The sequence below is a fragment of the Terrabacter sp. NPDC080008 genome, assembly GCF_040702505.1.
In the GTDB taxonomy this organism is placed as follows: domain Bacteria; phylum Actinomycetota; class Actinomycetes; order Actinomycetales; family Dermatophilaceae; genus Terrabacter.
Genome location: NZ_JBFBLC010000003.1, coordinates 62969 through 87576, shown reverse-complemented (window position 1 = coordinate 87576; position 24608 = coordinate 62969). Strand labels below are relative to the sequence as shown.

21 protein-coding genes are annotated in these 24608 nt (G+C 73.1%); 9 read left to right on the top strand and 12 right to left on the bottom strand.

The annotated features are described in order from the left end of the window. The first annotated feature begins 159 nt into the window (after positions 1 to 159). Positions 160 to 1488, top strand: coding sequence for an AarF/ABC1/UbiB kinase family protein (locus tag AB0316_RS10615; RefSeq protein WP_366272983.1), 1329 nt, complete (start codon positions 160 to 162; stop codon positions 1486 to 1488). 49 nt (positions 1489 to 1537) lie between these two features. Here the strand turns inward: AB0316_RS10615 and AB0316_RS10610 are convergent, their stop codons facing one another. The 6 genes from AB0316_RS10610 to ppk2 form a co-directional block, all read right to left on the bottom strand. After that, on the bottom strand, positions 1538 to 1762 hold the full coding sequence (locus AB0316_RS10610; protein WP_366272982.1) for a hypothetical protein: 225 nt from the start codon (positions 1760 to 1762) through the stop codon (positions 1538 to 1540). A 162-nt stretch (positions 1763 to 1924) separates the two neighbouring features. After that, positions 1925 to 2059, bottom strand: a complete 135-nt coding sequence (locus AB0316_RS10605) for a hypothetical protein (protein WP_366272981.1) — start codon at positions 2057 to 2059, stop codon at positions 1925 to 1927. A 73-nt stretch (positions 2060 to 2132) separates the two neighbouring features. Next, complete coding sequence (locus tag AB0316_RS10600) at positions 2133 to 2420, bottom strand: WhiB family transcriptional regulator (protein WP_366273337.1); 288 nt, start codon at positions 2418 to 2420, stop codon at positions 2133 to 2135. 283 nt (positions 2421 to 2703) lie between these two features. Further along, positions 2704 to 2994: a hypothetical protein gene (locus AB0316_RS10595; protein WP_366272980.1), complete on the bottom strand. Its 291-nt coding sequence runs from the start codon at positions 2992 to 2994 to the stop codon at positions 2704 to 2706. 111 nt (positions 2995 to 3105) lie between these two features. Continuing rightward, positions 3106 to 5247: an ATP-dependent DNA helicase UvrD2 gene (locus AB0316_RS10590; protein ID WP_366272979.1), complete on the bottom strand. Its 2142-nt coding sequence runs from the start codon at positions 5245 to 5247 to the stop codon at positions 3106 to 3108. Positions 5248 to 5252: 5 nt separating this feature from the next. Then, positions 5253 to 6092 (bottom strand): polyphosphate kinase 2, encoded by an 840-nt coding sequence (ppk2, locus tag AB0316_RS10585; protein ID WP_366272978.1) that lies wholly within the window; start codon positions 6090 to 6092, stop codon positions 5253 to 5255. Positions 6093 to 6240: 148 nt separating this feature from the next. Here ppk2 and AB0316_RS10580 point away from each other — a divergent pair, with 148 nt between their 5' ends. Further along, on the top strand, positions 6241 to 6501 hold the full coding sequence (locus AB0316_RS10580; protein ID WP_366272977.1) for a mycoredoxin: 261 nt from the start codon (positions 6241 to 6243) through the stop codon (positions 6499 to 6501). Between the two features lie 36 nt (positions 6502 to 6537). On the opposite strand, the gene nudC is transcribed toward AB0316_RS10580, so the two are convergent. Then, positions 6538 to 7548 (bottom strand): NAD(+) diphosphatase, encoded by a 1011-nt coding sequence (gene nudC, locus AB0316_RS10575; protein ID WP_366272976.1) that lies wholly within the window; start codon positions 7546 to 7548, stop codon positions 6538 to 6540. A gap of 119 nt (positions 7549 to 7667) precedes the next feature. On the opposite strand from nudC, the gene AB0316_RS10570 reads away from it, so the two are divergent. Next, the gene (locus tag AB0316_RS10570; RefSeq protein ID WP_366272975.1) at positions 7668 to 9245 is read left to right on the top strand and encodes a phosphotransferase; all 1578 of its coding nucleotides are present in this window, start codon (positions 7668 to 7670) and stop codon (positions 9243 to 9245) included. A gap of 55 nt (positions 9246 to 9300) precedes the next feature. On the opposite strand, the gene AB0316_RS10565 is transcribed toward AB0316_RS10570, so the two are convergent. Beyond that, entirely contained in the window at positions 9301 to 12876 is a 3576-nt protein-coding gene (locus tag AB0316_RS10565) for an ATP-dependent DNA helicase (protein ID WP_366272974.1), read from the bottom strand. Then, entirely contained in the window at positions 12873 to 16112 is a 3240-nt protein-coding gene (locus tag AB0316_RS10560; RefSeq protein WP_366272973.1) for an ATP-dependent DNA helicase, read from the bottom strand. Before AB0316_RS10560 ends, AB0316_RS10565 begins: the two co-directional genes overlap by 4 nt. 226 nt (positions 16113 to 16338) lie before the next feature. Between AB0316_RS10560 and AB0316_RS10555 the strand changes: the two genes are divergently transcribed. Beyond that, positions 16339 to 17700, top strand: a complete 1362-nt coding sequence (locus AB0316_RS10555; RefSeq protein ID WP_366272972.1) for an FUSC family protein — start codon at positions 16339 to 16341, stop codon at positions 17698 to 17700. Here the strand turns inward: AB0316_RS10555 and AB0316_RS10550 are convergent. After that, positions 17697 to 18440, bottom strand: coding sequence for an MGMT family protein (locus AB0316_RS10550; protein WP_366272971.1), 744 nt, complete (start codon positions 18438 to 18440; stop codon positions 17697 to 17699). The two genes, AB0316_RS10555 and AB0316_RS10550, sit on opposite strands and share 4 nt — an antisense overlap. A gap of 10 nt (positions 18441 to 18450) precedes the next feature. Further along, entirely contained in the window at positions 18451 to 19629 is a 1179-nt protein-coding gene (gene moeB, locus AB0316_RS10545) for a molybdopterin-synthase adenylyltransferase MoeB (RefSeq protein ID WP_366272970.1), read from the bottom strand. A 101-nt stretch (positions 19630 to 19730) separates the two neighbouring features. Between moeB and AB0316_RS10540 the strand changes: the two genes are divergently transcribed. The 4 genes from AB0316_RS10540 (at position 19731) to AB0316_RS10525 (ending at position 21652) form a co-directional block, all read left to right on the top strand. Next, entirely contained in the window at positions 19731 to 20393 is a 663-nt protein-coding gene (locus AB0316_RS10540) for a TetR/AcrR family transcriptional regulator (protein WP_366272969.1), read from the top strand. Positions 20394 to 20458: 65 nt separating this feature from the next. Continuing rightward, the gene (locus tag AB0316_RS10535) at positions 20459 to 20680 is read left to right on the top strand and encodes a DUF3107 domain-containing protein (RefSeq protein ID WP_366272968.1); all 222 of its coding nucleotides are present in this window, start codon (positions 20459 to 20461) and stop codon (positions 20678 to 20680) included. Between the two features lie 230 nt (positions 20681 to 20910). Beyond that, a complete protein-coding gene (locus AB0316_RS10530) occupies positions 20911 to 21183 on the top strand; it encodes a GlsB/YeaQ/YmgE family stress response membrane protein (RefSeq protein WP_366272967.1) in 273 nt (90 codons plus the stop codon). Positions 21184 to 21385: 202 nt separating this feature from the next. Next, positions 21386 to 21652: a GlsB/YeaQ/YmgE family stress response membrane protein gene (locus AB0316_RS10525; protein ID WP_366272966.1), complete on the top strand. Its 267-nt coding sequence runs from the start codon at positions 21386 to 21388 to the stop codon at positions 21650 to 21652. A 156-nt stretch (positions 21653 to 21808) separates the two neighbouring features. On the opposite strand, the gene AB0316_RS10520 is transcribed toward AB0316_RS10525, so the two are convergent. Continuing rightward, the gene (locus AB0316_RS10520) at positions 21809 to 22537 is read right to left on the bottom strand and encodes a ferritin-like fold-containing protein (protein WP_366272965.1); all 729 of its coding nucleotides are present in this window, start codon (positions 22535 to 22537) and stop codon (positions 21809 to 21811) included. A 253-nt stretch (positions 22538 to 22790) separates the two neighbouring features. Between AB0316_RS10520 and AB0316_RS10515 the strand changes: the two genes are divergently transcribed. Then, on the top strand, positions 22791 to 24524 hold the full coding sequence (locus AB0316_RS10515; RefSeq protein WP_366272964.1) for a DEAD/DEAH box helicase: 1734 nt from the start codon (positions 22791 to 22793) through the stop codon (positions 24522 to 24524). Positions 24525 to 24608 lie beyond the last annotated feature (84 nt).

Here is a 24608-nt window from a genome sequence, read left to right as displayed (position 1 = left end):
CGACGAGGGCCGCGCAAGGCTGGACGGGCTGCCGGGAGCACGTCCGGCATCCGGTAGACATAGAGTCGTGGTGGGCGCCGCCCGGTGGTGCGCCCTCCGTCCGCGTCTGAAGATCGGCCACGGGCCCGCACGAGACCGACACTCCCGAGGAGGTGCTTCGTGACCGACCTGCCACGCAAGGCTGTCGTCCGATCGGCCAAGCTCGCTTCGGTGCCCCTCGGCTTCGCGGGCCGCACCGCGCTGGGCCTGGGCAAGCGCCTCGGCGGGCGACCTGCCGAGCTCGTCGCCGCCGAGCTGCAGGCCCGCACCGCCCAGCAGCTCTTCCAGGTGCTCGGCGAGCTCAAGGGCGGGGCCATGAAGTTCGGCCAGGCCCTGTCGATCTTCGAGGCCGCGCTGCCCGAGGACCTCGCCGTCCACTACCGCGCGATGCTCACCAAGCTGCAGGACAGCGCACCGCCGATGCCGACCAGCTCCGTGCACGGCGTGCTGCGCACCAACCTGGGCACCCGGTGGCGTAGCAGGTTCACCTCGTTCGAGGACGACCCGGTCGCCTCGGCATCGATCGGCCAGGTGCACCGCGCCGTCTGGAAGGACGGCCGTGAGGTCGCGGTGAAGATCCAGTACCCCGGTGCGGGAGCGGCCCTCATGAGCGACATCCGCCAGATCAGCCGCGTCGCGAAGGTGACCGGTGGCTGGGTGCCCGGCATCGACCTCGGTCCGATCCTCGACGAGCTGCGCGACCGCATGGCGGAGGAGCTCGACTATCGCCTGGAGGCCGAGTCGCAGGAGGCGTTCGCCACCGCGTTCGACGGCGACCCGGACTTCGCCATCCCCCACGTGGTCGAGGCCCGCGAGCACGTCATCGTCTCCGAGTGGCAGGACGGGCTGCCCCTCTCGCGCATCATCGCCGAGGGCACCCAGGAGCAGCGCGACACCGCCTCCCGCCTCTACCTGCGCTTCCTGCTGGCCGGCCCCGCCCGGGCCGGGCTGCTCCACGCCGACCCGCACCCGGGCAACTTCCGCATCACCGACGACGGCCGGCTCGGCGTCATCGACTTCGGTGCCGTCAACCGGCTGCCCGACGGGATGCCGCCGGAGATCGGTCAGCTGCTGACCGTGGGCCTTCGCGGCAGCGCCGATGACGTCCTCGACGGGCTGCGCGAGATCGGGTTCGTCAAGGAGAACATCGACCTCGATGCCCACCGGCTGCTCGACTACCTCGAGCCGTTCATGGCCCCGTTCCGCAGCGACACCTTCACCTTCAGCCGTGACTGGCTGCGCAGCGTCTTCGCCCACATCAACGATCCCCGACAGCCCAACTACGCCGTCGCCTTCAAGCTCAACCTGCCGCCGGAGTACCTCCTCATCCACCGCGTGTGGGGTGGGGGCATCGGCGTGCTCAGCCAGCTCGGCGGCACGGTCCAGGGGCGCGCCATCGTCGACGAGCTGCTCCCCGGCGCCGACCTGCCTCCGGTCGGCGACGCCTGAGCCTGCGGGCGACTCGAGTGTCGGCTCGCGGTCGCGGGCGGTCGACGCGTCACCACCAAGCGGTGTCGAGCTTTGCCTCGATCGAGCGGATGTTCTCGCGGCTGCAGCGCTCGCACGTCCACGTGGTGCGCCCGTCGGCGGTGCCGCGGCTCCACGACGTCAGTGCTGCATATCGTCCCGACTCGGGAGGGGTCGCGCCGCACACGACACACACCAGCGGCTCCGCGCTCATCGACTCCGCGCTCATCGAGCCCTGTGCACCGTTCTCGTCCACGGCTCCTCCTCGGTCCTGACCCGAGTATCCGTCACGCAGCGGGCGTGCGGAAGGCGTGCAGCGACCGGTCCCGGACATGAGGAACCGCGGGTGACGTGCGCGTCACCCGCGGCTCGCTCGCTCGATTCAGTTGTCCTGCAACGCGCTCCGTGGCGCGGTCGTTCACTTCTGGCTGTGGCGTCGACTGGCGCGGATCTCCTGCGCGATCAGCCGGGCGCTGCGACGCATGCCGCTGCGGTCCTGGCGCTGACTGCGCTGGTTGATCCGGTCGCGAGCCAGCATCTCGAGCTGGTTCATGACGATCTCCTGATCTGTGAAATGGCTTGTGTTGTGGTCTTGTCGGTGCCGTGGTCATGCGTGGTCAACAGGCTCACGCGGCCACGGGGTGCTTGCGCGGACGGCCGCGGGGCCGCTTCCGAGCCACGACGGCGCCCTGGACGAGCAGCTGCCCGCCCCACACTCCCCACGGCTCCTGGCGCTCCAGGGCGCCCGCGAGGCACTGGACCCGTGCCGGGCAGAGCCCGCAGAGGGTCTTGGCGAACTCGACGTCCTCGGGACGCTCGGCGAACCAGAGCTCCGCGTCGTAGTCGCGGCAGGGAATGGTCTCGCCGACCTGCTCGGCCTCTGTGCCCAGGTCGAGTAGCTCGCTCAGCTGCATCGTTCTCACCTCCGTCTCCTGGGCGGCCGTGGGCTGCCCCTGCTCTCTCGTGTCTGGTTTGGTCCGAAGCCCTGCACCGGTGGTGCGGGTCTCGGTCCTGCTGCTCGGCATCCGGGGAGTCATCTGTGTCCCTGATCTGTCGGGCACCCGGTCGGGTGCTTCCTGGTGGTGTCGGTTGGTGCGGGTGGAGCGGCATTCGAGCGGCAGAAGGGCCGGAGAAACACGAAGGCCGCGGACCCGGTGATGTCGGGTTCGCGGCCTGGAGGTGAGGCGTCAGGTCTGGTCAGACCGGTGGCCTCCCACAGCGGGAGCGAACGACATCGAGGGTCTTGTAGGCGGGGGCGAAGCCGAGGCCGGTGACCGAGACGTCTCCCTGGATCGGGGAACGCAGATCGGCGACACGGGCGCCCATGACGGCGGCGATGGACAGACCCGTCCCCTGGACCGGAGCATCGAAGGCCGCCAGGCGGACCTGGCCGGTGGTCGGCCGCAGACGCACGGAAAGGACGCAGGAGACTGCGTTCATCGTCATCGTGGTGTTGTCCATCAGGCCGACCTCCTCACTTCTGCTCATGGGCCCCGAGCCGGCCACCTAGACCGCTGGGCTTGACTTCGTCAAGGTTAGCGGCGGCGCTCAGGGCCGAACAACTGATTTAACGAAGTTTCTGTAACTTCTTTTCAGCCGTCACTCGACTGACGCGGATTCGGCTGTCGCAGAACGGTTTTCGAGAAGCTCTTGCGGATCTGCGCCGCCGAGCAGAGCGAGGATGTCGCTGCCGTACTGCTCGAGCTTGCGCACTCCGACCCCGCTGATGCCCGAGAGGGCCCCCGCGTCGGCCGGGTTCGCCTCGGCGATGGCGGTCAGCGTCGCGTCGGTGAAGACGACGTATGCCGGCACGCTCGCCTCGCGGGCGACGGCCAGCCGCCAGGTGCGCAGCCTCTCGAACGTCGCCTCGTCGTAGGTGGGTGGGCAGTCGTCGCAGCGGCCGGTCTTGCGCTGGGCGGCGGTGACCAGCTCGGCCCCGCAGCCGCGGCAGTGTGCGAGTCGGGCGACCTTGGGCGCCGCCCGCCTGGACCCGCCGCCGGAACGCGGCTCGGTGCGAGCACCCTGGCCGAGGATGTCGGCCGCCGGTGCCAGGAAGCGCGAGACCCGGCGGGTGGCCCGCGCGCCCGGCGTGCGAGCGCCCGACCACGACAGGAACAGCTGCTTGCGTGCGCGGGTCAGCCCGACGTAGAGCAGGCGCCGCTCCTCCTCGATCGCGTCGGGTCCCTCGGCCATCGAGATCGGCATGAGCCCGTCCGAGGCGCCGACGAGGAAGACGGTGTCCCACTCCAGGCCCTTGGCCGCGTGCAGGCTGGCGAGGGTCACACCCTGGACCGCCGGTGCGTGCTGTTCGGCGGCCCGCCGGTCGAGCTCGGCGACCAGCTCGGGCAGGCGCGCGTCAGGCGCGGCCACCGCGATGTCGTCGGCGAGGGTCGCGAGCGCGCTGAGGGACTCCCACCGCTCCCGGGTGGCTCCCCCACCCGACGGCGGCTCGTGGGACCAGCCGGCCCCGGTGATGACGTCGCGGGCGATCTCGCCCAGCGGCTTCTCGCCGTCGTCGCTGCGCGCCGCCCCGCGCAGCAGCAGGATCGCGTCGCGCACCTCCTTGCGGGCGAAGAACCGCTCACCTCCGCGCACGAGGTAGGGCACGCCCGCGTCGGTCAGGGCCGACTCGAAGGCCTCCGACTGGGCGTTGGTGCGGAAGAGGATGGCGATCTCGGCCGCCGGATGGCCGCCGTCGACGAGGCCGCGGATGCGCTCGGCCACCGCCGCCGCCTCGGCCGGGTCGTCGGCGTAGCTCGTCAGCTCCGGCCCCGGCCCCGGCTCGCCCTGGGCCAGGAGGCGCACGGCACCGTCGCGGGCGGCCTGCGTGCCGGACGCCACGATGGTGTTGGCCAGGCCCACGATCTGCGGCGTCGAGCGGTAGTTGCGCACGAGGCGTACGACATGGGCGCCCGGGAACCGCTTCGGGAAGCCGATGAGATGGCGCGGGCTCGCGCCGGTGAAGGAGTAGATGGTCTGCGCCGGGTCGCCCACGACGGTGAGGTCCTTGCGCTCCCCCAGCCACAGGTCGAGCAGGCGCTGCTGCAGGTCGTTGACGTCCTGGTACTCGTCGACGACGAACTGGCGGTACTGGCCGCGGACGGTGCGGGCGATGTCCTCGCGCTCGTCGAGGATGCCGACGGTCAGCAGCAGCACGTCCTCGAAGTCGATGACCCCGCGCCGCTGCTTGACGTCCTCGTAGGCCTCGAAGAGCCGGGCCATCGCGGTCAGGTCGAGGCCGGGCGGCTCCCGACGCTGCTCGCGGGCACGGGCCGCATACGACTGCGGGGTGAGCAGGTTGACCTTGGCCCACTCGATCTCGGCCGCGAGGTCGCGCACGGTGGTGCGGTCGAACTGCATGCGCAGCCGGCTCGCCGCCTCGGCGACGGCCGGCGCCTTGTGGCTCATCACCTCGGGAGCCGCGCCGCCGATGGCCTGCGGCCAGAAGAAGTGCAGCTGGCGCAGGGCGGCCGCGTGGAAGGTGCGGGCCTGGACGCCCTGCACACCGAGGCCGCGCAGACGCGTGCGCATCTCCCCCGCGGCGCGGGCGGTGAAGGTCAGGGCGAGCACCCGCTGCGGCTGCTGGGCGCCGGAGTGGACGGCATACGCGATCCGGTGGGTGATGGCACGCGTCTTGCCGGTGCCGGCCCCCGCCAGGATGCAGAGGGGTCCCGGAGGGGCCATGGCGACCTCACGTTGCTCGGGGTCGAGGCTCGCGAGGATCTGGTCGGCGGACGGCACGGCGCTCAGGAGCGATCACCCTTCACGGTGGCCAGCAGGGTCGCTGCGTGGTCGGGGACGTAGTTCTGCTCGGACTGCGGCGGGCGCTCGTAGCCGCGCGGGGCAGGCCGTTCGGGGATCCGCGGCACCTCGGGCGTCATCGGCTCGTGCGGGATCGAGGTCAGCAGGTGGTGCATGACGTTGATGCGCGAACGCCGCTTGTCCTCGGACTCGACGACGTGCCAGGGCGCCCAGGCGGTGCTCGTGGCCGCCATCATCACGTCCTTGGCCTCGGAGTAGTCCTCCCACCGGGTGATCGACTCGAGGTCCATCGGCGAGAGCTTCCACTGGCGCATCGGGTCCTTGGCGCGGGAGCGGAACCGGCGCTCCTGCTCGACGTCGGAGACGCTGAACCAGTACTTGCGCAGGATGACGCCGTCGTCGACGAGCATCCGCTCGAAGACCGGGGCCTGCTCGAGGAACAGGTGGTACTGGTCGTCGCTGCAGAAGCCCATGACCCGCTCGACACCCGCCCGGTTGTACCAGGACCGGTCGAACAGCACGATCTCCCCGGCAGCCGGCAGGTGGGCGACGTAGCGCTGGAAGTACCACTGCGTGCGCTCCCGGCCCGTGGGGGCGGGCAGGGCCGCGATCCGGGCCACGCGGGGGTTGAGGTACTCGGTGATGCGCTTGATGGCCGAGCCCTTGCCGGCCGCGTCGCGGCCCTCGAAGAGGACGACGACCCGCTGGCCGGTGGTGCGGACCCACTCCTGGAAGGCGACGAGCTCCGCCTGCAGGCGGCCGAGCTCGGCCTCGTAGACCTCGAGGTCCATCTTCCGGGGTCGTTTTGCACCGCGCGAGGCCATGCACTCATCCTTGCATCGAGGTGCGACAGGTTGGACCGGCCGTCCCCAGCCGGGAACAAGCCAGCACGTCCGGGCGCTGCACCTGACAACACCACCGGTCGCGACGACAGCCGCGGCGCGAGCACGAGAGACAGCGAGAAGGAACGGCATGCCGAAGGTCACCCCCGACGAGGGCTCGATCACGATGTTCACGACGTCCTGGTGCGGCTACTGCACCCGGCTCAAGGGCCAGCTGGCGCGCGAGGGCGTTCCCTACACCGAGATCAACCTCGAGGACGCTCCCGAGCACATCGAGTTCGTCGAGCAGGTCAACGGCGGCAACCGCACCGTGCCCACCGTGGTCTTCCCCGACGGCAGCGCGGCGACGAACCCGTCGCTCGCCGAGGTCAAGCAGCGCCTCGCCAGCTGAGGCCGCATTCCCGGCCGCATCCCTTGACCGGGTCGCTCACCAGTGCGCCGGGGCCACTCCGGTCACCGACTCCACGGTGGCCCCGAGCCAGCGCTCGATGATGCGCTTGGCGATCGAGATGCCGCTCGGCGTGCGGATGTCGCCCGACCGCAGCAGGTCGCGGTACTCCTCCCTCGACACCCAGCGCGCCTCGGCCATCTCCTCGTGGTCGAGGGTCAGCGCCGTCTCGTTGGTCCTGGCGGCGAAGCCGATCATCATTGAGGACGGGAACGGCCACGGCTGGTTTCCGAGGTAGCGAGCGCCCTCGACGGCGATGCCCACCTCCTCGGCGACCTCCCGGGCCACCGCCGCCTCGAAGGACTCGCCGGGCTCGACGAAACCCGCGAGCACCGAGAAGCGCCCCTCGGGCCAGTGCGCCCCGCGGCCGAGGAGCAGTCGGTCGTCGGGGTCGACGACCGACATGATGACGGCCGGGTCGGTGCGGGGGTAGTGGTCGCTGCCCTCACGGGGGCAGTGCCGCACCCAGCCTCCCTGGGTCGGCTCGGTCCGCGACCCGCAGCGGGGGCAGAAGCGGTGGGTCGCGTGCCAGTTGGCCAGCGCCAGGCCGGTGGTGAAGACGCCCGCGTCGCGCGGCGTGAGGGCCTCCCCCGCCTGACGCAGCGAGAGCCAGCCCTGCTCGTCGTCCGCCGGGCCGGGTGTCACGACGCCCACGTATGCCGTGCCGTGGCGGTCGCGACCGAGGTGCAGGGCCAGCCGGGCGCGGTCCTCGGACGCCGGGGGCCGCAGCACGAGCTCGAGCAGGCCGTCGCGGCCGGCACGGGCGCTGCGTGCGTCGGTACGGCGGTCCACCTGCGCCGCCTCACCCGCCTGACCCGCCCCACCGGTCTCGACGACCTGCATCCGGTCACCGCGGATCTCGGCCACCCGCGTGCGCGGGTCGGTCAGCAGCTCGGCCAGGACCTCGGGACGCCGGCGCTCCAGCGCCACGCGATCGAGGGAGCTGCGCGAGAGCGCGAGGTCGGCCAGGGGCTCGTCGGTCACTGCCACAAGCCCACCCTAGGGCGGCCGGCCCGAGCCGCCCGAGGCGTGTCGAGCGCGCACGTGACGCCGAGCCGCTCGGGCATCGCCTCCCACGCTCGGCGCGCTGCTCCACCTACGGTGGATGCGTGACCCGAAGCCCGCTGTTCCTCGCCGCGCTGGCCAGCTCGGCCGTGCCGGGCCTGGACCCGGTGAGAGTCCAGGGGGTCGAGACCCGGCCGGGCGACCTCTTCGAGATCGCGTACGTCCAGGACAGCCAGGACCGGCGTTGGGTGGTCAAGGCACCGTGCACGGCTGCTGCCGGCGCGATGCTCGACGACGTCTCTGCACTGTCCGGGCTGCTGGGCCGACGCCTCGAGATCGCGATCCCGATGGTGCGCGGCCACTCGCCGGTGCCCGAGGGACGCGCCGCGGTCTACCTCCGGCTGCCCGGCCGGCCGCTCGACTTCGCCGCCCTCGACGCGGGGCCGCTGGCCGCCGAGGTCGGCCGCACGCTGGGCCACATCCACAACATCGAGCACCTCGTCTTCGAGGAGGCCGGCCGCCCGACCTACGACGCCGAGGCCCACCGCCGGCGGCAGCTGTCCGAGCTCGACCGCGCCGCGGCCACCGGGCACGTGCCGACCGGGCTGCTCACCCGGTGGGAGCACGCGCTCGAGGACGTCTCGGTGTGGCGCTTCGCCCCGAGCGCGGTCCACGGCACCTTCACGGGCGACAACGTCCTCGCCTCGTTCGAGGACGAGGACGACGCGTCGACCGGGCGGGTGCGTGGCGTGCTCGCCTGGGAGGAGAGCCGCATCGCCGACCCCGCGGACGACTTCGCCGAGCTGGTCAGTGTCGCGCCGGCCACGACGCTCGAAGCGGTCCTCGACGCCTACTCCGCCACCCGCATCGAACGACCCGACGCGCACCTCGTCCAGCGCGCGCGCCTGGCCGCCGAGATGGCTCCGTTGCGCCGGCTGCTCCGCGCCCTGTCCGCCGGGGAGCTGGACCTCGTCGAGAGCACGGCCGAGCAGCTGCGCGCCCTCGAGGCTGGGGTCGAGGCGGCCGACCGGCGGCACGCGCAGGAGGACCGCCGCCGCACCGAGCACGCCGAGCAGGCCCGACAGCAGGCCGCCGCCGTCCCGCACCCGAGGGAGCAGCCGGAGGCGCAGCAGCAGCCCGCCGCGCCGGAGCCCGACTGGGACGCGACCCAGCCCCACGTGCCCTTCCCGACACCCGGCCAGACGCAGGCCGTCTCGATGACCCCGCTGCTCGACGAGTCAGGGAGCGACGCTGCTGCCGCCGCGACGACGTCGTATGCCGTCCCGCCGGCTCAGTCGCGCGACGCCCCCTTCACCGAGAGCACCCCCGGCGACCCTTCTCCGCCTACGCACGAGCCTGGGGCCGAACCGACACCCGAGGCCGTGGCCGAGCCGGTGAGTGCGCAGGCCCAGGAGCCGGAGAAGACGCAGCCGAAGCAGACGCGGGCGGAGGAGACGCGGGCGGAGGAGACGCGGCCGGAGGAGTCGCAGCCTGTCCCTGTGGTGGCCCCGGGCTCCGAGGCGTCCGCCTTCGAGATCGACGAGGTCGAGGCACTGCCCGGGGACGAGGAGGCGGTCCTCGACCTGCACGAGGGCGCGTCCGGCTTCGTCGCAGTCGACCGCCGCGGTCCCAGCCGCCCGGTGGGGACGGGCGACGGGACGGGACCCGCGGAGCAGTCCTGACCCCGGCGGTCGCCTCTCCGTCAGTCCTGACCCCGGTCGTCCCGACTCCGACGACTCACTCGGGCAGCGTTCGCAACAACCCGACGAGGGCGCCCTCGTCGGGGAGCTCCGGCCGGACCGTGACCCCGTCTCGGGCGTAGTAGAACGCGGCGTCGACGAGCGACGGGTCGACGCCGCGTAGCCGGGCGAAGGCGACGGCATACGCGGCGAGCTGCAGGGCCCGGACGCTCGCGTCACGACCGGTAGGGCGTGCTCCCGTCTTCCAGTCGACAACGGTCCAGCCGCCGTCGTCGCGCGGGAACACGGCGTCGACGCGCCCGCGGACGGCGATGCCGTCGATGACCGTCTCGATCGACAGCTCCACCTCCTCCGGGATGCGGTCGGCCCACTCGCTCTCGAGGAAGCGCTGCTTCATCGCGTCGAGGTCACCGTCGTCGGCGGCCCCTTCGTCGGCGCTGCCGGGCAGCTCGAGCAGGTCGACGAACGCGGCGCGGGCGTAGTGCTCCTCGATCCAGGCGTGGAACGCCGTGCCCTGCCGGGCGGCCACCGCCGGGGGGCTGGGCATGGGCCGACGCAACGACATGGCGAACGCCTCGGCGTCGCGCGCCAGCGACACCACGGCGGACGCCGAGAGGTGGCGAGGCACGTCGACGACCGGCTCACCCCGTGACCGGCGCGCCGCCTGCTCCGCCAGCAGGATGCGCAGGTCGTCGACCCGGCGGTCTCCCAGAGGCACGGTCGGACCCGCCGCTATGAGGGAGGCCACCCGGCGGTGGGCGTCGAGCAGTCCGACCCGACGCTCGGCCATGGGGTCGTGCGGCCACTGCCGTGCCAGCGGCACCGCGAGGTGCGGGTTGCTCGGCGCCGCGGTCTTGCCCTTGTCGTCCACGACCGGGTCGGGGGCGGGCACCCACACGCCGCGGGTGACGGCGCCGGGCAGGGCGTCCTCGACCTCGGTGAGGAAGCGTGACGGCACGGAGAGGGTCTTCTTCGCGGCTCCCCACAGGTGGGTCGTGAGCAGCATCGCCGACCGGGCCCGGGTCAGCGCCACGTAGGCCAGGCGGCGCTCCTCGGCGATCGCGTGGCGGCCACCGTCGAGGACGAACTCGTCGATGGCCGCGCTCAGGGCCCTGCGATCCGGCACCCCCCGCCAGTCGAGGTGCGGCAGCCCGTCCCGGTCGCCGCGCAGGTCGTAGGGCAGGGAGTCCAGGCCTACGAGCCAGCCCTTGTCCTTGACCTCACCTGAGCAGGCGTACTCGACCGGGTCGCTCTCGGGGAGGGGAGCCACCGCCGTCGCGCTGTGTGCGGGGAAGACGCCCTCGACCAGCGTCGGGACCGCCACGACGTCCCACTCCAGGCCCTTGGCGGCGTGGACGGTCAGGACCTGCACGGCGTCGGCGTCGGAGTCGACGTGTCCGGCATCGAGACCGCGCTCCTGCTCGCGGGCCGCGTCGAGCCAGCTGAGGAACCCCGAGAGGGTCGGGCGATCGGCGGTCGTGGCGTAGCGGGCCGCAACGTCGGCGAAGGCGTCGAGGTGGACCCGAGCGGTTGAGGTCGTGTGCTCGGCCCGCGCGAGCACCTCGATGTCGAGACCGATCGCGACCTCGGCCTCTGCGACGAGATCGACAAGGGGCAGCGCCGTCAGCCGGCGCAGGCGTCGCACCACCTCCCCGAGCTCGCGGAGCCGGACCAGCGCCTCGTCGCCGATGGTCGCGCCGTCACGGCTGGTCCAGCCGGGGCGTGGCAGGTCGTCGAGCGCCTCGACGAGGGTGGCGGTGTCGGCGCTGTCGGCCGCGAGGTCCGAGCCACGACGGTCGCTCCCGGTCATGTCGGGCTGCTCGCCGTCGCTCGGGTCGACCGCTGCGCCCGCCGCCCGCGGGCTACCCGTCGGGCCCGGCTCTGCAACTGCGGGGGGCCCCTCGGGGAGCGGGTCGGCGGGACGCGGCTCACATGCCGGCAGTGGGTGCTCCGGCACGCGCCGCTCCGGCTCGGGGTGCTCCGGCGCGGACCCGGCGTCGCCGCGTGCCGGGCGCGAGTGCAGCTCTCGCGCCCAGGCCCACAGCCCGGCGAGATCCGCGGCGCCGAGACGCACGACCGGGCCGGTGAGCAGGCGCATGAGGTGGTCGCCGCGGGAGGGGTCCTGCACGACCCAGAGCGCCGCCACGAGGTCGCTGACCTCCGGGGTGACGAGCAGGCCACCGAGGCCGACGACCTCGACCGGGAGCTGGTGCCGTCGCAGGGCCTCCAGGACGATCGGGAAGGTCGAGCGGCGGCGGCACAGCACGGCGGCGCTGCGCCCGGTGCGACGGCCGCTGGGGCTCGACCAGTGCGAGGCGATCCAGGCCGCGACATGGTCGGCCTCGGCCTCGGCCGTCTCGAGACGCGCCACCTCGATGACGCCCTCGCCGGCACCCGGCCGTGACCGGAGGGGCTGGACGTGCTCGGTCGCGAGTGGGGCCGCGACGGCGTTGGCGGCAGCGAGGATGAGCGCGTCGTTGCGCCAGCTCGTCGAGAGGGGAAGCACGTCGGCGGGGCCCGACGCGTCGGCGAACTCGCGCGGGAAGCGCAGCAGGGTGGTCGCGCTCGCGCCCCGCCACCCGTAGATGGACTGGTTGGGGTCACCCACCGCGGTAAGTGCGACGCCCTCGTGGTGGAAGAGCGAGCGGAGCAGCTCGAGCTGCGCCTCAGAGGTGTCCTGGAACTCGTCGAGCAGCACCGCTCGGAAGCGCTCACGCTCGACCTGACCGACGGCGGGAACCGACCGGGCCAGGCGCGCGGCGATGGCCATCTGGTCGGCGAAGTCGAGCGACTCGCGCTCGCGCTTGAGGTCGAGGAAGGCCTCGACTATGGGCAGGACGGTGCGGCGCTCCCGGAGCACGGCGACCGCCTCGCGGGCTGCCGCCAACGAGCTGCGCCCCTCCCCGTCGGGCAGCGCGTCGAACCGGGCCAGCACCTCGTCGAGGTGCTCCATCACCTCGGACGGGGTGCGGACGTGCTCGGCCATCTCACCGGCGAGGGCCATGACCGCCTGGATGACGGTCGCCTCGCTCTTGACGACGTCGTCCATCGGGCCGTCCCAGCGCGAGACCGCCTCCGCGGCGAGCTGCCAGGCCCCGGCCTCGGTCAGGATGCGGAACTCCGGCTCGATGCCCACCCGCAGCGCGTGCTCGCGGACGAGCCGGCCGGCATACGAGTGGTACGTCGACACGGTGGGGGTGCCACCCAGCACCTCGGCCCCGCTGCCGTCGTCGGCCGGTGGTGTCCAGATGCCGGCCCGCTCGAGGCCGCGGAGGCGCTTGGCGATGCGCTGCGACAGCTCGGCCGCGGCCTTGCGGGTGAAGGTGAGGCCGAGGACCTGATCGGGGTCGACGAGCCCGTTGGCGACGAGCCACACGACCCGCGCCGCCATGGTCTCGGTCTTTCCCGAGCCGGCGCCCGCGACGACGAGCAGGGGCCGGGCCCCCGCCTCGATGACGGCTGTCTGCTCGTCGGTCGGGGGCGGCATCTCCAGAGCGCGGGCGATGTCGAGGGCGCTGTGCTGCGGGCGCACGTCGGCGTTGTCTGCGTCGCCGGTGTCGGTGTCGGTGTCGCGGGTGGCGCCGGGCTCGAGCTCGGTGTCGAGGGTGGTCACAGGGCGTCGCCTTCCGGCTGGACCGGGCACGAGGAGCGGACGGGACACGTCTCGCACGCCTTGCACTGGGTGGCGGTGAACTCGGCGGCGCCCATCCCCTCGGCGGTCTGCTCGACGAGGGCCCGCGCCCACGTGGGGTCGGTGCTGGCGGCCAGGGGGTCCTGTGTCAGCACGCTGGGCCTGAGGCCGCTGAGGCCGCCCTTGCCGATGAAGACGAGGGCCGCGCCCGCGCTGCGGTCGCCGAGCTGTGCGAACCCGCCCTCCTCCACGGCCACCTGGTAGGCCCCGAGCTGCCCGTGCTCGGCGAGGTCGGCCTTGGTGGGCTTGGACTTGCCGGTCTTGAGGTCGACGATGCGCACGTGCCCGTCGGCGTTGCGCTCGATGCGGTCGACCCGACCCGCGACGACGGCCCGACCGACCTCGACGCGGAAGTCGGTCTCGATCCCGACGCGCTCCCACTCCCGCTCGGCCGCCTCGCGGTATGCGGCGAAGCGGGCCACCATGTCGTGCGCCTCCGTGCGCGTGCGCTCGGTCACCCACCCCGGCTTCAGCCCGAGGCGCCCCCACCGTCGGTCGACCTCCTCGCGCAGGGTCTCGAGCGGGGCCTCGGGCAGCTCGGCGACGATGTCGTGCACGAAGGTGCCGACGGAGGCGGCGCCGAGGGAGACCCCCTCAGCCCCGACCGAGGTGAGGAACCAGCGCATCCCGCACTCGGCGAAGTAGGTGACCTTCGAGGGCGAGACCGGGACCGGCTCGTCGGGCCGGCGGACCGGCCGCTCGCTCGTCACCGACCGCAGCGCCCACCAGGAGCCGGGATCAGCCCCCCGCACCCCTTCCCGGGCGGCCGCCGCGAGCAGGTTGAGCGCGGGCTCGGCCACCCCGGGGTCGGGATTGACGGCCTCGCGACGCAGCTCACCGACCAGGCCGGGCAGCGTCATGGTGCGCGCCACCTCCGAGTGGGGGCGCACCTCGTCGGCGAGGCGGGTCGACGCCGGCGGGTCGACGAGGTCGAGGTAGACCGAGGGCTGCTCGTCCTCGTTGCCGACGGCCGTGACGAGCAGGCGCTCGGTGGCGCGCGTGACAGAGACGAGGAAGAGGCGCGTCTCGTCGTAGCGGACCGCGGCCTGGGCGGCCCGGAAGCCGAGCGGCCGGTCGGCGACGACGTCGACGAGGTCCTCGGACCCGAGCACCGAGCCGCGGAGGCGCAGGTCGGGCCAGACGCCCTCCTGCACGCCGGCGACGACGACGATGCGCCATTCGCGCCCGGCCGCCGTCTGGGGGGTCAGCAGCGCCACCCGGCCCCCGGACTGGGCGCCGACGAGCAGGGTGTCGCCGGGGACGTCCTGGCCCTGGATGTGCTCGAGGAACTTGTCGGGTCCGGCGGTGGGGAGGCGGTCGACGAAAGCGGCAGCGGCGTCGAACAGCGCGAGCACCGCGTCGAGGTCGCGGTCGGCCCGCTCGCCGCTCGAGCCGCCGGAGAGGGCCTGGCGGCGCCACGCCTCGGCCAGTCCGAGGCCCTGCCAGATCCCCCACAGCACCGACTCGGCCGTGACCCCGGGCGCCCAGCGCCGGTCGTCGGCCACCCGGGCCGCCGCCGCTCCAGCTGCGAGCGCCTCGGCGATGCGGGCGGCGGGTCGTGCGACGGACCCCATCAGTGCTGCCCGTGCGGGCGACTGGAGCAGCTCGGCGAGCAGCTCGTCGCTGGAGCGGCCGCCGCCCGAGGCCAGCTCCTCCTGTCGCAGGGACCGCCGCAGGCGCCGCAGGCCCACGGCGTCGGCACCGCCGACGGGAGACAGGAGCAGGTCGGCGGCTCGCACCGGGTCGGTGTCGTGGCGCTCCCCGCGGTGCGCGGCACGGGCCAGCGCGATGGACTCGTCGAGCAGGTGGAGCAGTGGACGCACCGCACTCTCGTCGCGGACCGGGGTCTCGGCGGTGCCTGCCTCGACCGGCACACCGGAGTGCGCCAGCAGCCGGCGCATCGCGTCGGCGCGGGCCGAGCCCCGGACGATGACGGCCATGTCGGTCCACGGCACGCCCTCGACCAGGTGGGCGCGCCGCAGCAGGGCGGCGACGTGCGCGGTCTCCTGGGCCGCCGAACGCAGCAGGGCCACCTCGACGATGGCCCGCGAGGGCTCCTCGGCCGCCGCGGTGAGGCGCCGCTGCTCGCCGCCACCGAGCGCGCCGATGCGACGCGAGACGCGGTCGGCCACGCCCACGATCGCCGACCCCAGCCGGTGGCTGCGGTCGAGGACGACCGTCTCGCTCGACGCGTCGCCGCCCAGGTCGTCGATGAGGTCGAAGAGACCGCCGGCGTAGCGCGGGTCGCGTGCCGCGCCGGCGAGGTCGCGCCAGCCGTCGGCGAGGAATCGCGGGTCGGCGCCGCGGAAGGTCTGCACCGCGACGTCGGGATCACCGATGAGGGCGATGCGCGGGCCACCGGGCCCGGCGACGACGCGCAGCAGCCGCGCCGCAGCCGAGGTGAGCTCCTGGGCCTCGTCGACGACGACGAGGCGGATGCGCTCGTGCAACCGGTCGAGCGCGGACGGGTCGTCGGCCAGCAGGTCGGCCACCGCCGTGAGCACCCAGGCGGGGTCGTACGAGCCGTGGCGGCTGAGCGAGGTCACCTCGTCGTACTCGCGGAGCACCTGGGCGGCCGCGGCCCACTCCGGCCGAGCGTGCTCGGCGGCCAGGCGCGCGAGGTCGTCGGGGGTCTGCCCGAGCTCGACGGCACGCATGAGCAGGTCGCGCAGCTCGTTGCGGAACCCGCGGGTGCCGAGGGCGTCACGCAGCTGCTCGGGCCAGACCGGCCCGGGGACCTCTCCCGATGCGTGCCCCGCGAGGAGGTCGCGCAGGATGACGTCCTGCTCCGGTCCGTTGAGCAGCCGCGGCGGCGGGTCGCCGCGCAGCGCCGCCTCGGCCCGGAGCACGCCGAAGCCGAACGCCTGCCACGTGCGGGCCAGTGACTCCGTGGAGGTGCCGCCGAGGCGCGTCGTCACCTGCTGGCGCAGCTCCGCCGCCGCCCGACGGCTCGACGTCAGCACGAGGCACGAGTCGGCACGCAGACCTCGCCGCAGAACCGCGTCGGCGACCAGCTCGACCGCGAGCGTGGACTTGCCAGAACCGGGGCCGCCCAGCACCCGCAGGACACGCGCGGTGGAGTCGACCGCCGCCTGCTGGCGCTCGTCGAGCCGCACCTGCACCGCGGCAGGGGCTGGGGCTCGGCTCAGGATGACCACGACGAGATTCCATCACGCGGCGCCGACACCACACCTGCCCCGGGGCTCGCGCCGCGCGGCCGGCCCGCGCGCCGGCCCGCGCGCCCGACCAACCGGCCCCGGCAGGACCGGTCCGGCCGACGACCGGTCGTCAACCGGCAGCACGGAAGGTCTCGTACGATGCGGATGGCGCGGTGATTCGCAGCGCGGACGGCTCGACCTGACGACCACTTCCCGAGGGCGGCGCATGTCTCCAGAGAACGACGTGGTCCCGATAGTCGATCCGGGCGTGCGACGCCGGCTGCTCGCCCGGGCGTGGCCCGGGCACCCCGCCCGCTGGCAGGACGTGCCGGCCCGTCTGAGACCGACGCTCGCGACGGTGTTCCGGCTCACGACGGCCGCAGTCATCGCATACGTCCTCTCCCAGGCGGTCACCGGCGGGACCCAGGACCTGACGGGCCCCCTCACGGCGCTGCTCGTGGTGCAGGCGTCGGCCTTCTCGACCATCAAGATGGGTGCTGTCCGGGTCGGTGCCGTCCTCGCCGGGATCCTCGTCGCCACCCTGCTCTCGACGTGGATCGGGCTCACGTGGTGGAGCCTGGGAGCGGCCATCGCGGCCTCGCTGCTGCTCGCCAAGGTGCTGCGCCTGGGCGAGCAGGCGCTCGAGACGCCGATCAGCGCGATGCTCATCCTCGGGGTGAGCAACCACGGCGTCGCGGCGGAGACGCGCATCGTCAACACGCTGATCGGCGCGGCCGTCGGTGTCGCCTTCAGCGTGCTCTACCCGCCCGCCATGCCGATCGGCGCCGCCAGGCAGGGGATCCTGCGGGTGGCGGATGCGGCCGCCTCCGCCCTCGGCGTCGCGGCGGACAGCTTCACCGCAGGACCGGTCAGCCGGGAGCAGGTGGGCGAGTGGATCGGCCGGGCCCGGGCCGCGACGGGCGAGGTCGCGCGCACCGCCGAGACGATCGGGCGCCTGAAGGACAGCCGCCGCTTCAACCCTCGCGCCCTGGGCACGGTCGACGTCGAGCCCGTGCTCGCCACCGCGCTGGACAACCTCGAGCACTGCCTCCTGGCCATCCGGGCCCTCTTCACCCTCATGCGCGCCGAGCTCCCGCCCGAGTCGGCGCGCGAGGACCCGTACGGCGACGAGCTGCGTTCGGCGTTCGCGGTCGTCCTGGACGACAGCGCCGAGTGCCTGCGGGCCTTCGGCGGTCTCGTGGTCGCCGAGTCCGAGGGGCGCGAGGAGGACGCCGAGAAGGCGCTGGCGCAGAGCCTCGACATCCTTCGCGAGACCCAGGCCATCCTCACCGAGCTCATCCTCGTGCGCGCCCGGGAGGACACCTCGTCGTGGCTGCTGCGCGGCTCGATCCTGGCCGCCGTCGAGCAGGTGCTGGCCCAGCTCGACCTCGAGAACCGCGAGCGGGTGCACCGCGCGTGGAAGGAGCAGCAGCAGCGCCGGCGGCTGGCCCAGCTTCCGCGGATCGTCCACGACGTGCTCCCCCACCCAGACCGGCCCTACCCCCGAGGCCTCGAGCCGGGCCGCGTCCGGCAGCGCCGCCGGCGCACCCCGGTCGACCGCCACGGACCCGGACCGGGCTCGCCCTAGTCGCCGGCCACGACCTCGACCTCGAAGCCCTCTCCGCTCTCGAGGTACGCGGCGTAGTGCTGCGGCCCACCGGCGTACGGGTGCCGGTCGGCGAACATCAGCGCCCACCCTCCCTCGGCACAGTCGGCGACCAGCGCGTCCACCTCGGCGCGCGAGCCGCCGTGGAACGCCAGGTGGTTGAGCCCGGCACGCCGGCGCTCGTGGCGCCCCGCGACGACGTCCGCCCCGGACTCGACGACGACGTAGACGGAGCCGAGCTCCCAGGCCCGGCCGTGACCCCAGTCGTCGCCCAGGCGGTAGCCGAGCCTCCCGAGCAGCCAGCCCCACTCCCGCCCGGCCGCCGTGATGTCCTCGACCCAGATCTCGACGTGGTGCAGGCCGCCGCGCCGCCCGGCGTCTCGAACGCCCCCGTCGTCCGCGGGGGAGGTCGCGTCGGCGAGGTCCCACCGGGCCCTCGCCATGTCGGCGCGGGCGCCCTCGACGAGCCCCCGGACCATCGGGGTCCCCTCGGCCCGCCAGTGCTCGAGCGCCTCGTCCTCGAGCCCCTGCGGCGGCCGTCCGTCCGAGCGGATCACCCGCCACCACGGCACGTTGGAGCCGTATCGGCTCATGACGGTCCCCACCGTGCGCGGACCCATCCCGCCGAGGTGCCTGGCGATGTCGCCGTAGGCGAGCACGCGCCCCTGCGGGATGGTGGCGACGAGGTCGAGCACCCGCTCGGCGTGGTCCTCCAGCGGCACGGGCGTCCTCTCAGTACTCGGGCTGGCTCGGGTCGATCTCCCGGAGGTACGCGAGTATGCCGCCCTCGACGTTCGCGACGTCCGTGAACCCAGCGCGCAGCGCGAGTCGCGTCGCCTCGGCCGACCGGCCGCCGACCTTGCAGTGGATGAGCACCCTTCTGTCCGAGGGCAGCTCGGCGAAGGCCTCCCCAGACCGGAACAGGTCGAGGTGGATGGGGACGGCGCCCGGGATCGAGGCGATGGACCGCTCCTCCTCACCGCGCACGTCGACGAGCAGCGGCGGCAGGGCCCCGGCGAGCTCCTCCGTCATCTGCTGCACCGTCACGCTGGGCAGGTCGCCCTCGTCGTGCGCGGCGGCACCGGGCACGCCGCAGAACTCGACGTAGTCGACGAGCTCGGTGACGGTCGGGTGGTCACCGCAGACCGGGCAGTCCGGGTCGGGGCGGACGGTGAGGGTGTCCCACGTCTGCCGCAGCGCGTCGTGGACCATGAGCCGGCCGACGAGCGGCTCGCCGATGCCGAGCAGCAGCTTGATCGCCTCCGTCGACTGGACAGAGCCGATCGCCGCGCACAGCACGCCGAGCACTCCTCCCTCGGCGCAGCTGGGCACCGAGCCGGGCGGGGGCGGGTCGGGGAACACGCAGCGGTAGCAGGGCCCCTGCCCCGCCCACCACACCGACACCTGGCCGTCGAAGCGCAGGATCGAGCCCCACACGTGCGGCTTGCCCAGCAGCACGCAGGCGTCGTTGACGAGGTAGCGCGTCGGGAAGTTGTCGGTGCCGTCGACGACGAGGTCGTAGTCGCCGATGATCGCCAGGGCGTTGGACGAGTCGAGGGCCACGTCGTGCCGCACCACGGTGACGTGCGGGTTGACGCGGTGGACCGCGGCCTCGGCCGACTCGGTCTTCGGGCGGCCGATGTCGGCGTCGGAGTGGATGACCTGGCGGTGCAGGTTGGTGAGGTCGACGACGTCGGCGTCGACGACCCCGATCGTGCCGACGCCGGCAGCCGCGAGGTAGAGCAGCGCGGGCGACCCCAGACCCCCGGCGCCGACGACGAGCACCCGTGCGGCGGCGAGACGCTCCTGGCCGTCCCGACCGACGTCGGGCAGCAGCACGTGCCGGGCGTACCTCGTCGTCTCGGCCCTGCTGAGCGCCCGACCCGTCTTGACCAGCGGCTCCGTCGACATGTCCTCACCGTACTGCTCGGTATGGTGAGAGGGACCCGGTCGTCTGCAGGGGCGGACGGCGACCCTGACGAGCAGCGCGGCCACGCGCGAAGAGGACCCGCATGGCAGACGAGACCACACCCCCGGGGCGCGGCCAGCGGCTGCCCCGATCCGAGCGGCGGGCGCAGTTGCTCGAGGCAGCGCTCGGCGTCTTCGTCGAGAACGGCTACCACGCCGCGGCGATGGACGACATCGCAGCGCGGGCCGGCGTCTCGAAACCGGTTCTCTACCAGCACTTCCCGGGCAAGCTGGAGCTCTACCTGGCGCTCATCGACCAGCACACCGGCGAGCTCGAGCAGCTCGTCCGCGACGCCCTCGCGCTGTCCGACAACAAGGCCCGCATCAACACGATGACGCGCGCCTACTTCGACTTCGTGGGCCAGGAGGGCGCCGCCTTCCGGCTCATCTTCGAGTCCGACCTCGCCAACGAGCCGGAGGTCCGCCGGCGCCTCGACCAGATCGACCTGACGTGCGCCGAGGCGATGGCCGAGATCATCCGCAGCGAGACCTCGATGGACCAGCAGGAGGCCGTGCTCGTCGGCGTGGCCTTCGTCGGGCTCGCCCAGACCTCGGCCCGCCACTGGCTCACGAACGAGGCGACGCTGTCCAAGGAGACGGCGGTGCGCCTCACCGCAGCCCTCATCCGGCGCGGCTTCGGAGCCTTCCCGCTGGTCGGCCGGAGCGAGGGCGCGGCCCGGGAATCCGTGGCGACGCCCGCTGGTTAAGGTGACGACAGGGCGCGGTCGACCGCGTCGGCCAGACCCACAGTTTCTGAGAAAGCAGGTTTGACGTGGAGGTCCGCATCGGAGTCCAGCACGTGGCGCGCGAGATCACCTTCGAGACGACGCAGTCGACCGACGAGATCTACGCCGCCGTCAAGGCGGCTCTCGGCTCTGACGTCCTCGAGCTGACCGACGACAAGGGCGGCCGGATCATCGTGCCGTCGGCCTCGATCGGCTACGTGACGACGGGTGCCGAGCGCAAGGCGGGCGTCGGCTTCGGCGCCCACTGACGGCATACCCAAGAGCCACTCCCGCAAAGGGTTTCGCCCGCTCGCGACGATCCCACCACGAAGGCCGCCGACCCACCAGGGTCGGCGGCCTTCGTCGTGCACTCGCACCCAGCCGGTCCTCAGGAAGGCGTGGCAAGCGGTCCCCGTCCGGGTACAGGAAGATCGAACGAGCCGGAACCGACCGGCCGTCGCCGCCCGGAGCCCGGGCACGAAGGAGGAAGCCCCGCACCATGATCGGAACCATCCTGGCCGCCCTGGTCGCAGGCGCGATCGTGGGACCGCTCGCTCGTCTCGTGCTGCCCGGCCGGCAGCACATCGGCGTCCTTCTCACCGTCGTGCTCGGTGCCATCGGCTCGCTCATCGGAGCCTTCATCTACTACAAGGCCACCGGGGTGAGCGACACCAAGGGGATCGACTGGATCTCCGGGCTCATCGGCGTGCTCGTGGCCGCTGCGCTCATCGTCGGCTACGGCATGCTCACCGGCAACCGCCAGACCCGCTGAGCCAACGCCCGGGGCTCGGCCGGATGTGCGACCGCGCCCCTCTCGTCGGCTTTGTCCCCCGGACGACGGGTCCATATCGAAATGCAACCCGCCACGTCCACCATTCCAGCCACAGGCGGTGGGACATTGTTCTCGTCGCATGTGTCATCCGCACCCCTCGCGGACCAATCGGTCGCACACCGCGACCAGAAGGAGCGTTCACATGATCGGAACAATCATCGCGGCCATCGTCGTCGGCGCCATCATCGGTGCCCTCGGTCGACTCATCCTCCCCGGCAAGCAGAACATCTCGCTCGTCATGACGATCCTCATCGGCATCGTGGCCAACGTCATCGTGACCTTCGTCGTTCGCCAGCTGGGCTACTCGAACTCCTCCGGCGGCATCGCCTGGATCCCACTGATCCTCGGCGCCATCGTGGCGGCGATCCTGATCGTCGTGTACGGCCGCGTGAGCCACAAGGCAGTGTGACGTCCAGTCACTGCTTCTCTCGTCACGAAGGGCCCGACCGTCCGGTCGGGCCCTTCGTCGCGTCCACCACCGAAAACCGCTGGCGTATGCCGTGAGCTCGCGCGCCGGCGCGGCGCACCTCCCACGTGTGGCCGGCCACACGGCATACGGCCTCCGTCAGGCCGAGAGGCCGAGGCGCTCCATGCGCCGGGAGTGCTCGTCGGTGAGCCGCACGAACATCCGCCCGAGCTCGGCGAGGTCGGCGCCGGCCCGGCCGGGCGCCCCCACGAGGATGCTGGCGAGGGCGTCGCGCTCGACGCCGACGCGCTGGGCCTGGGTGATCGCCTCCCCCACGAGGCGACGGCCCCACAGCGCCAGCCGGCCGGCCACGCGAGGGTCGGCGGCGATCGCCTCCCGCACGACGCTGACGGCGAAGTCGGCCTGTCCGGTGTCCTCGAGGACGCTCAGGACCAGGGCCCGGGTGTCGTCGTCGACGTAGCGGGAGATCTCGCGGTAGAAGTCCTGCGCGATCCCCTCGCCGACGTAGGCCTTGACCAGCCCCTCGAGCCAGTCCGAGGCGCTCGTGCGCTCGTGGAAGGCGTCGACCGCAGGCACGAACGGCTCCATCGCGGTCTCGGGCACGACGCCGAGCGACTGGAGGCGCTCGGTCAGCACGGCGTAGTTCTTCAGCTCGTGCGCCGCCAGCGTCGCGAGCGCCGACCTGTGGCGCAGGGCCGGCGCGAGGTCGGCGTCCCGGGCCAGCTGGCTGAAGGCCCGCAGCTCTCCGTACGCCAGCGCCCCGAGCAGGTCGGTGACAGCCGCGAGGTAGCCGGGCTCGTCGGCGCTCTCGCCGGTGGTCGCACCGGTGGTCGCGCCGGTGGTCGCGGGCGTCTCCTCGTTGCTCATGCGCACAATCTAGTGAAGGAGTTCGGGGGTTTCGCCCGTGTGCCGGTAGACTGGACCGGACAACTCGGTGCCCGGTCGGCCCGATGGTTTGCCCAGATGGTGCTCGCGGAGTTCAGCCGCGCACCGGTGGAGCGCGCACGGTGTGTTTGCCGGTGCGAGAGCCACCCACCGTCCCTGACAGTCTCCGATCGGCCCGTCACGCGCCACTGAGCTCCCGCACAGCCGGGGTGCTCGTGCCGATCGAGAGATGCCCATGACCCAGACCAACGAGACCGCCGCCGACGCGGCGGTCGCCATCGAGACGGTCGACGCGCCCGCCGCTGCGGCGCAGGATGCGCCCACGCCGACCTTCGCGGACTTCGACGTCCACCCCGACATCGTCGCCTCGCTCGCCGACGGCGGGATCGTCCACCCCTTCCCCATCCAGGCGATGACGCTGCCCGTGGCCCTCGCCGGCCACGACATCATCGGCCAGGCCAAGACCGGCACGGGCAAGACCCTCGGCTTCGGCGTGCCGATCCTCAACCGCGTCGTGGCCCCCGGTGACGCCGGCTTCGAGTCGCTGGCTCGGCCCGGCAAGCCGCAGGCCCTCGCCGTGGCCCCCACCCGCGAGCTCGCCGTCCAGGTGGCCGCCGACCTGCAGCGCGCCGGCAAGCGACGCGGCATCCGCGTCCTCACCGTCTACGGCGGCCGCGCCTACGAGCCGCAGATCGAGGCCCTCAAGACCGGCGTCGAGGTCGTCGTCGGCACGCCGGGCCGACTCATCGACCTGTCCAAGCAGGGCCACCTCGACCTGTCCCAGGCCCGCACCGTCGTGCTCGACGAGGCGGACGAGATGCTCGACCTCGGCTTCCTGCCTGACGTCGAGACCCTCATGTCGCTGACGCCGGCCTCGCGCCAGACGATGCTCTTCTCGGCGACGATGCCCGGCGCCATCGTGGCTCTCGCCCGGCGCTACATGTCCCAGCCGACGCACATCCGCGCGATGGGCGACGAGACCGAGAACGCCCACACCGTCAAGGCGGTCGAGCAGTTCGTCTACCGCGCACACGCGATGGACAAGGTCGAGATGCTCTCGCGCATGCTCCAGGCCAACGGCCGCGGGCTGACCATCATCTTCAGCCGCACCAAGCGCACCGCGGCCAAGGTCGCCGAGGAGCTCGTCGACCGCGGCTTCGCCGCTGCAGCGATCCACGGTGACCTCGGACAGGGCGCGCGCGAGCAGGCGCTGCGCGCGTTCCGCAACGGCAAGGTGGACATCCTCGTGGCCACCGACGTCGCGGCCCGCGGCATCGACGTCGAGAACGTCACCCACGTCATCAACTACCAGTGCCCCGAGGACGAGAAGACCTACCTGCACCGCATCGGCCGCACGGCCCGCGCGGGCAACACCGGTGTGGCCGTGACCTTTGTCGACTGGGACGACCTGCACCGCTGGGCCCTCATCAACAAGACGCTCGACCTCGGCATCCCCGAGCCGCAGGAGACCTACTCGAGCTCGGAGCACCTCTTCACCGACCTCGACATCCCGACCGACGCCAAGGGCCGGCTGCGCCGCTCCGAGCAGAAGCTCGCCGGCCTCGGCGCCGAGGAGATCGAGGACCTCGGCGAGACGGGCAAGCGCCACGGTCGAGGCGCCGGCGCCGGGCGTGGCTCGGGCCGCGACGGCGGTGGCCGGGGGCGCTCCCGCTCCGACCACGGTGCCGGCGACGGCGAGAACGCCTCAGCCTCTGGGGAGGACGGCGAGAGCCGCCCCCGTCGCAGCCGCAACCGCCGGCGTACGCGTGGGGCCGGGGCCGCAGCCGCCGGCGCCGCCGGGTCGGAGAGCTCGACGGGCGGCGAGTCGCCTGCCTCCTCGTCCGGGGACGCTGCACCTGCGGGCGAGGACGGCGCGCGTCGTCCTCGTCGCCGCCGTCGCGGCGGCTCCGGACGCGAGGGCGCCGGACGCGAGGGCGCGACCGCGTCCACCGCGACGGCCGCGGAGTGACGTCCTCGACGACGTCTCACTGAGCAGAGGGAGAGGCCCGGGTCGGGGCACCAGCAGGTGCCGCGACCCGGGCCTCTCCACGTC